At 72.4% G+C, this 7,313-nt stretch carries 7 protein-coding genes; 1 reads left to right on the top strand and 6 read right to left on the bottom strand.

From position 1 onward, the window contains the following. The first annotated feature begins 279 nt into the window (after positions 1–279). Positions 280–444, top strand: a complete 165-nt coding sequence (locus tag DC432_RS15530; RefSeq protein ID WP_116538613.1) for a hypothetical protein — start codon at positions 280–282, stop codon at positions 442–444. Between the two features lie 390 nt (positions 445–834). Here the strand turns inward: DC432_RS15530 and DC432_RS16950 are convergent, their stop codons facing one another. From DC432_RS16950 to DC432_RS15505, 6 genes are all read right to left on the bottom strand, one after another. Beyond that, on the bottom strand, positions 835–942 hold the full coding sequence (locus DC432_RS16950) for an antitoxin VbhA family protein (RefSeq protein ID WP_165801308.1): 108 nt from the start codon (positions 940–942) through the stop codon (positions 835–837). 275 nt (positions 943–1,217) lie between these two features. Continuing rightward, positions 1,218–2,072 carry a 3-methyl-2-oxobutanoate hydroxymethyltransferase gene (gene panB / locus DC432_RS15525; RefSeq protein WP_116538612.1) on the bottom strand — a complete coding sequence of 285 codons (855 nt, stop codon included), beginning with the start codon at positions 2,070–2,072 and terminating at the stop codon, positions 1,218–1,220. Next, positions 2,069–2,956, bottom strand: a complete 888-nt coding sequence (panC, locus tag DC432_RS15520; protein ID WP_116538611.1) for a pantoate--beta-alanine ligase — start codon at positions 2,954–2,956, stop codon at positions 2,069–2,071. Before panC ends, panB begins: the two co-directional genes overlap by 4 nt. Then, positions 2,953–3,777 carry a DUF2520 domain-containing protein gene (locus tag DC432_RS15515; RefSeq protein ID WP_116538610.1) on the bottom strand — a complete coding sequence of 275 codons (825 nt, stop codon included), beginning with the start codon at positions 3,775–3,777 and terminating at the stop codon, positions 2,953–2,955. Before DC432_RS15515 ends, panC begins: the two co-directional genes overlap by 4 nt. A gap of 86 nt (positions 3,778–3,863) precedes the next feature. Further along, positions 3,864–4,892 carry an agmatine deiminase family protein gene (locus DC432_RS15510; RefSeq protein ID WP_243393173.1) on the bottom strand — a complete coding sequence of 343 codons (1,029 nt, stop codon included), beginning with the start codon at positions 4,890–4,892 and terminating at the stop codon, positions 3,864–3,866. Between the two features lie 53 nt (positions 4,893–4,945). Further along, the coding region (locus DC432_RS15505; RefSeq protein ID WP_116538609.1) for an aminotransferase class III-fold pyridoxal phosphate-dependent enzyme at positions 4,946–7,313 on the bottom strand (2,368 nt) is incomplete at its 5' end.

Below are 7,313 nucleotides of genomic sequence, written 5' to 3'. Positions count from 1 at the left end.
GTTCAAACAGCGCAGACTAAATGCAGGCGCCGAGCACGTCGCTATTTCGTTCATTCGCGCATATGTGTACAAATATGTGTACAAGATCAACGACTCGGTCGCTTTTCCCGCGTGAATACGCGGAGTTTTCTAAAGGGGTTCAAATCCCACCGTCACCGCCAGATTCACCAGATCAGCCCCGCTTTCGAGCGGGGCTGATCTGCGTTCGGGGTGGAGGTCATCCGCGCGCACTTTTTCGCGCCCCTAAAGTGAACGAATGCCCACGCGAAGGCCGCGCCGATGCTGATCACCGTCGCCCTCGAACCCGAAACCGGCTCCGAGATGGATGCCACCGTGCTCGGCTACCTGCTGCACAAGCATCCCGCCCGCGCGCAGGTGTTCTCGGCGCCCGTCGGCGACGTACATGTGTTCGCCCCCGAGGCGACGCGTGAGCGCTGCAGGTAGTTCAGCTTCTCGAGCACATCGCTCGCCAACGTGACGAATGCGTCGTCATCGGTGTCCGGCTCGAGAAGGCCGGACTCTTCGAGCCAATCGAACGTCGCGTCGGCACCAGTGACCAGCAGTTCAGCGAGATGGAACTGCGAGGATCCCTTCCGGATCTCGACCGTCCGGATCTCGACCGCCCACCGGTAGACGTCTTGAACCAGTCGGCGGTGGGTTTCCTGAAGCCGGGGCAGTGCGAAGGGTCCGGTGAGGGGGTGCCGCGCGAGCTCCTCGCGCCGGAGGAACGTCAAATCGTACTCGGCCTGATCGAGTGCCGCAGCGTCGGTCTCGTTGAGGAGATTACGAAGAACGGTCGTCCCCGGGTAGACGTAAGGATCGAGAAATTCCTCGTCAGACATGCCTGTACCGCGCTTTGACTTTGGCGATCATCTCGTCGGTTGTGACGGAACCATCGACAACCGCTGCGATGTCCGCGAGCGCCTCGGCCGAGGGATGCATCCCTCCAGCGCCCAGCTGGCCATCGTGTCGATCGCGAGCTCTCGACGATCTTCCTCGGAGCGGTGGTGCCCGGACGCTGACCGGCTTCGGGGCGGAACAGCCATCGCATGCCTGCTGGTGTCGTACAGCCGACGTGTGCGCGCGTCCTCATTCTCCCAGCGGAGCTGAGCGTGAGCGACCCCCGACGGTGTTCTCCTGGCGACAGCGGCCCCTGGGGACGCGAACTGCGCGGCCCGCTGTACGGGGGCGGCGGACCAGGGTGATCCGCCGCCCGGTCAGCGCCCGTCGACGAACGCGCGAACCGCGGCGGCCGCTTCGGGCGCGGCCCGGTACACGTGCTCGGGCCCGGGGAAGACGCCGTCGCGCACCTCTTGCGCGTAGGCGCGGACACCCTCGACCATCGCGTCGCCGACGGCCGCGTAGGTCTTGACGAAGACGGGCGAGCGGCCCTCGGTGATGCCGAGCAGGTCGTGCATCACGAGCACCTGGCCCTCGGCCGCTCCCGCGCCGATGCCGATGACGGGGATGTCCAACGCCCGGCGGATCTCGGCGACGACCTCGGCGGGCACGGCCTCGATGACGACGGCGAAGGCTCCCGCTGCCTGCACGGCGAGGGCCTCGCGCGCCACGCGGACGGCTTCGTCGGTGGTGCGGCCCTGGGCGCGCAGGCCGCCCAATGCCGTCGCGGTCTGGGGTGTGAGCCCGACGTGACCGACCACGGGGATGCCGGCCTCGACGATCGCGCGCAGTCGCGACAGTCGCGCCGGGTTCGCGCCCTCGATCTTGACGGCATCCGCTCCGCCCTCGCGCACGAAGCGGACGGCGGTGGCGACCGCCTGCTCGTCGCTGACCTCGGTCGAGCCGAACGGCAGGTCGCACAGCAGCAGCGGCGTCTGCACCGCGCGGCGCACCGCCTTGGACAGCACGAGCATCTCGTCCACGGTCACCGAGGTGGTGTCGGGGTGGCCCAGCACGACCTGCGCGCCGGAGTCGCCGACGAGCACGATGTCGACGCCGGCGCGTTCGGCGACGCGGCCCGAGACGAAGTCGTACGCCGTGACCATGACGATCGGCGTCCCCTCGTCGGCGAGGGTGCGCAGGCGGCGCAGGGTTACCGGGGGAGTGGTCACGATGTGCGTCCTTCGATGCTGATGCGGTCGTCGACGCCGGGGGCGAGGCTGACGTTGTCGATGAGGCGGACCGGGCCGACCCGCACGGCGAGGGCGAGAAGCGCGGGCCGCTCCACGCGGGCGAGGGGCTCGAGGTCGGCGGCGTCCACGACCTCGACGTACTCGGCTGCGAGACCGGCGGCGGCCAGTTCGGCGTCGACCTCGGCGCGCAGGCGCAGGGGATCGCGGATGCCGTCGGCGAAGGCATCCTGAGCCCGGCGGAGCGCGCGCGGCACGACCGATGCGAGCTCGCGCTCGGCCGGCGAGAGCCGCGCGTTGCGGCTCGAACGGGCCAGACCGTCGGCGTCGCGCGAGGTCGGCAGCGCGCGGATCGCGACGGGGAGGTCGAGGTCGGCGACCATGCGGCGCACCACGACCACCTGCTGCGCGTCCTTCGCCCCGAAGTAGGCGCGATCGGGCTGGACGGCGACCAGGAGCTTCGCCACGACCGTGGCCACGCCGTCGAAGTGCGAGCGGCCGCGGACGGCCCCCTCGAGGGTTCCGGTGATCGCCCCGCCTACCGAGACGTTCGTGGCGAATCCGGTCGGGTACATCTCGGCCACCGCGGGGGCGAAGATCAGGTCGGCACCGGCGCGGGAGGCGAGGGCGACGTCATCGTCCTCGGTGCGCGGGTAGGCCGCGAGGTCGGCGGCCTCGCCGAACTGCGTCGGGTTGACGAAGATCGACAGCACCACGACCGCGTTCTCGGCGCGCGCCGTGCGCACGAGCGACAGGTGCCCCTCGTGCAGCGCCCCCATGGTGGGGACGAACCCGATGCCGTCGGGGCGGTGGGGCGCGAGGGCGGCGCGCAGATCGGCCACCGTGCGGACGATGCGCGCGTTCACGGCGTCCCTCCCGGCGCGGTGCCCGCGGCGACGGCCCGTGGCGCACCGGCGGGGGCCGTTCCCGTGGCGGGCGATCCGGTCAGCGGGAGCCGGGCGAGGTCGCGCGTGGCGTCGACGAGCGCGTCGAAGAGCGGCAGCCGCTCGGGCAGGCGCTCGCGGACGGCCCGGCGCTGGCGCGCGACGGTCTCGTCGTCCCCGCGCGAGACCGGACCGGTCAGGGCCGCGGCGGCGCCGTGCGCGGCCCAGTTGTCGACGGCGGCGCGAACGAGGGGCACCAGGGCGGCGCGTTCGACGCCCGCGGTCGCGGCCAGCTGTTCCGCGATGCCCTCGAGCGTCACGAGGAAGTTCGCCGCGACCGAGGCGGCGGCGTGGTACGCGGGCCGATCCTCGTCGCGCACGTGCACCGTCGTCATCCCGAGGATGCCGGCGATCCCGGTGGCGACATCGAGGGCGGCGGGCGTCGACCCGGCGACGGCGGCCGTGACGCCCGCGAAAGAGGTGGGGGCGCCGGTGACCGTCAGCAGGGGATGCAGGCTGAAACCCTCGTGCGGGTGCAGCACCGACAGGTCAAGCGCTCCCGAGAGGTGCCCCACCGTGCGGCCGGGCGCCAGCGCGCTCGCCGCCGCGGAGATCTCGGCGTCGGGCACGGCCAGCAGCACGACGGGGGCATCGACCCCGGTCGCACCCCGACCGGCGGGGCCCTGCGCGGTGACGCCGGCGGCGCGCAGGGCGGCGACGAGCGCGCGCCCCATGCGTCCGTCGCCGACGACGAGGACCGGTCCGAGCGGGGCCGGCGGGAGAGGGGAGGCAAGCGGGTTCATGAGCGTGGGGCGGCGCCCTCACGGGCGGCTTCGCCGGCTTCCACCGTACCCGCTCGTGCGTCCGCGCACGTGCGGCCGAGGACTGCTCAGCGCACCGTCGGCTGCTGCTGCGTGATGCAGTGGATGCCGCCACCCCGGTCGAACAGCGGACGGGCATCGACCGACACCACACGCCGGCCGGGGTAGGCCTCGCCGATGGTCTCGCGCGCCCGCGCGTCCGCCGCCTCCTCGCCGAAGCCGCACAGGACGACGCCGTCATTGGTGACGAGATGGTTGATGTAGCTCCAGTCGACCCAGCCGTGCTCGTCGCGCAGGGTCGTCGGTGCGGGGACGCCCGTGATCGTCACGGCGCGACCGCGCGCCGCGAAGGCGTCCGAGAGTTCCTGGCGCACCAGGCGCGAGACCTCGAAGTCGGGGTGGGCGCGGTCCTGCTGCTCGTGGACGAGAACGTGGTCGGGGGCGGCGAAGGTCGCGACGATGTCGACGTGACCGTTGGTGCCGAAGTCGTCGTAGTCGCGGGTCAGTCCGCGCGACAGCCACACGGCATCCGTCGCCCCGATCGTCCGGGCCATCTCGGCCTCGACGCGGGCGCGATCGGCGTGCGGGTTGCGGCGCGGGTCGAGCTGCACCGTCTCGGTCAGCAGCACGGTGCCCTCGCCGTCGACGTGCAGACCGCCGCCCTCGGCGACGAGCAGCGAGTCGATCCGTTCGGCGCCGACGTGCGCGGCGACCACGCGCGCGAGCTGAGCGGACTTCTGCCACTCGGCCCAGTCGGGGGCGCCCCAGCCGTTGAAGATCCAGTCGACGGCGCCCAGGGTGCCCGGGCGGTCCGGGTCGACGACGAAGGTGGGGCCCACGTCGCGCATCCAGAACTCGTCGAGAGGGGCCTCGACGATCTCGATGTCGGCCGAGAGCATGCGGCGGGCGCGCGACACCTCGCTGGGGTCGACGACCATCGAGACCGGCTCGAACTGCGCCACGGCGTGCGCGACCTCGGTCCAGGCGCGATAGCCCTCTTCGCGGGTCTCGGCACCCTCGCCCAGGGTGACGCCCTCGCGGGGGAAGGCCATCCACGTGCGCTCGTGGGGGGCGGTTTCGGCGGGCATGCGCCACATGGCGGGCTCCTCGGGTCTGCGTGGTCGGGGTTCGGCGGAAAGCGCGGTGCGGGTCAGAAGCCGGTGGTCAGCACGCGGTCCAGCGCGTCGACGAAGACGTCGACCGACGCCTGAGTGACCACCAGCGGCGGCTTGATCTTGAGCACGTTCTGGAAGTCGCCGGTGGGCTGCATGATGACGCCGAGCTCGAGCAGGCGGTCGCAGATCGCGGCGGTCTCGGCGGTGGCCGGCTCGAGCGTCTCGCGGTCGCGCACGAACTCGACGCCCAGGTACAGCCCCGATCCGTGCACGGTGCCGATGAGCGGATGCCGCATGCCGAGCTCTTCGAGGCGGTGCTTCAGGTGGGCGCCGACGACGCGGGCGTTCTCTTGCAGGCCCTCCCGCTCGATCACGTCGAGCACGGCCATGCCGATGGCCGAGGATACGGGCGAGCCCCCGGTGGACGAGAAGAAGTAGCCCTGCGTGCGGTAGCGGTCGGCGATCTCTCGGCGGGTGATGACGGCGCCGAGGGGGTGCCCGCCGCCGATGGACTTGGCCACGGCGACGATGTCGGGCACGGCATCCTGCTGCTGGAAGCCCCAGAACCACTCGCCCAGGCGGCCGAAACCGACCTGCACCTCGTCGGCGATGGCGAGGCCGCCGTGGCGGCGGATCGCGGCGTAGACCGCGTTCAGGTAGCCGTCGGGAAGGGCCACGCCGCCGGCGTTGCCGAAGTACGTCTCGGCGATCATGCCCGCCGCAGGGCGACCGGATGCCGCGAGCTCGTCGATCACGGCGACCGCTTCGGGCGCGTAGTTCACGGCATCCGCTCCCCGGTGGATTCCGCGGTAGGAGTTCGCCGCGGACACGGTGTGCACCCACTCGGGGCGCGTCTCGAGCGCGAAGGGGTTGTCGGCGATCGAGGTCGACACCGCATCGCTGGCGTAGGTCCAGCCGTGGTACGCCTCGCGCATCGCCACGATGTCGGGGCGACCGGTCGCGGCCATCGCGAGGCGGATCGCGAGGTCGGTCGCCTCGGAGCCGGAGTTGACGAAGAACACTGTGTCGAAGCCGTCGGGCAAGGTCGCGGCGATGCGGTCGGCGTAATCGGCGATCGCGCGGTAGTGGAAGCGCGAGTTGGTGTTGAGCAGGTGCATCTGCCGCGCGCCGGCCTCGACCACGTTCGGGTGGGCGTGGCCGACCGAGGCGACGTTGTTCACCATGTCGAGGTACACGCGTCCGTCGACGTCGACGAGCAGCTCGCGCCAGCCGCGCTCGATGCGCGGGGGAGCGGTGTAGTAGTGCTCCTGCACCTCGGCGAGCACCGCGTGACGGCGGTGCAGCGAGTCGTCGGCCGCGGGAGCGGGGGACGGGATGCCGAGCACCGCCCCCGGGTCGCCGGCGACCTCGCGCCACGCGTCGGCGAGGCCGCGCGTCACGCGGAACGGCGGGGTCAGGTCGTCGAGGGGGCGACGTGCCGACAGGCGCGTGCGGGCGGCGAGGCTCGGGCCCGCGGAAGCGCCGTCCGTCAGGGTCCACACCAGGCCCTCGGGGGCGTCGACAGGGGCTGCCAGCCATACGAGCAGGTCGGTCGGCACGGTATCGGCGGTCGAGGGCAGCGGGTCGGCGGTGCCGGTGAGGCGGGCGTGCCACGCCGGCGCGGTCACGACGGCGGCACCGGCATCGAGCGCGGCGAGGGCAGCGCGGTCGAGGGTGGCGGGGTCGAGCCAGGCGCCCGCATCGTTCAGCGGCGACTCGGTGGACGTGTCGAGCGCGACGTGGCGGCCGGTGCCCAGCGGTGAGACGCTCGGAGCGGCCGGCTCGGCGGCGCGGGGGCGGCCGAGCGCTGCCCGGGTCGCGGCGGTGATCACGGGGATCGGGACGGATGCCGCGCGCTCGAGGACGCGGAACTCGCGCTCGAGGGCGACCGAGGCGTAGTCGTTCGACGCGTCCAGTCGCACCTGCGCGCGTCCGCTGAGCACGAGCACGGCCCCGCGCAGGATCACGAGCGGCCACAGCGCGGCGAGCTCGGCGTCGCTGAGATCGCGCAGTCGGTCGAACGCCCGGATGGCGGGGAAAGCGCTCTCGGGCGTCGCGCCGTCGTGGTGCAGCACCGACGACACGGTGACGGCGATCTCGCCGACGCGCCACGACGCGCACACGTCGCCGAAGTCGATGACCGCGTCGGGCACCCTCTCGCCCGGGGCGTGCAGCACGTTGTCGTCGGTCACGTCGAAGTGGCCCGCCTGGACGGGCAGGGCGTCGGCGACGGGGGCCAGGGCCGCACGGGCGGCGTCGGCCGCGCGGCGCACGACGCCGCGCACCTCGGCATCCGGTTCGAGGGGGAGCAGGGTGTCGATCACGCGGGCGGCGTGCCGCAGATCCCACTGCAGCACCCGTCCGCTCGCGGGGTGGGTGAAGTCCGCGAGAGAGCTGCTCACC

The organism is Microbacterium testaceum (genome assembly GCF_003075375.1).
GTDB classification, from domain to species: Bacteria; Actinomycetota; Actinomycetes; order Actinomycetales; family Microbacteriaceae; genus Microbacterium; species Microbacterium testaceum_E.
This window is presented reverse-complemented; position numbering and strand designations above follow the sequence as displayed.

What these genes read in the sequence shown, in the direction of transcription:
- DC432_RS15530 (WP_116538613.1), top strand. Translation starts at nt 280, where the DNA reads ATGCTGATCACCGTCGCCCTCGAACCCGAAACCGGCTCCGAGATGGAT.
- DC432_RS15515 (WP_116538610.1), bottom strand. Translation starts at nt 3,777, where the DNA reads ATGAACCCGCTTGCCTCCCCTCTCCCGCCGGCCCCGCTCGGACCGGTC.
- DC432_RS16950 (WP_165801308.1), bottom strand. Translation starts at nt 942, where the DNA reads ATGCATCCCTCGGCCGAGGCGCTCGCGGACATCGCAGCGGTTGTCGAT.
- DC432_RS15510 (WP_243393173.1), bottom strand. Translation starts at nt 4,892, where the DNA reads ATGTGGCGCATGCCCGCCGAAACCGCCCCCCACGAGCGCACGTGGATG.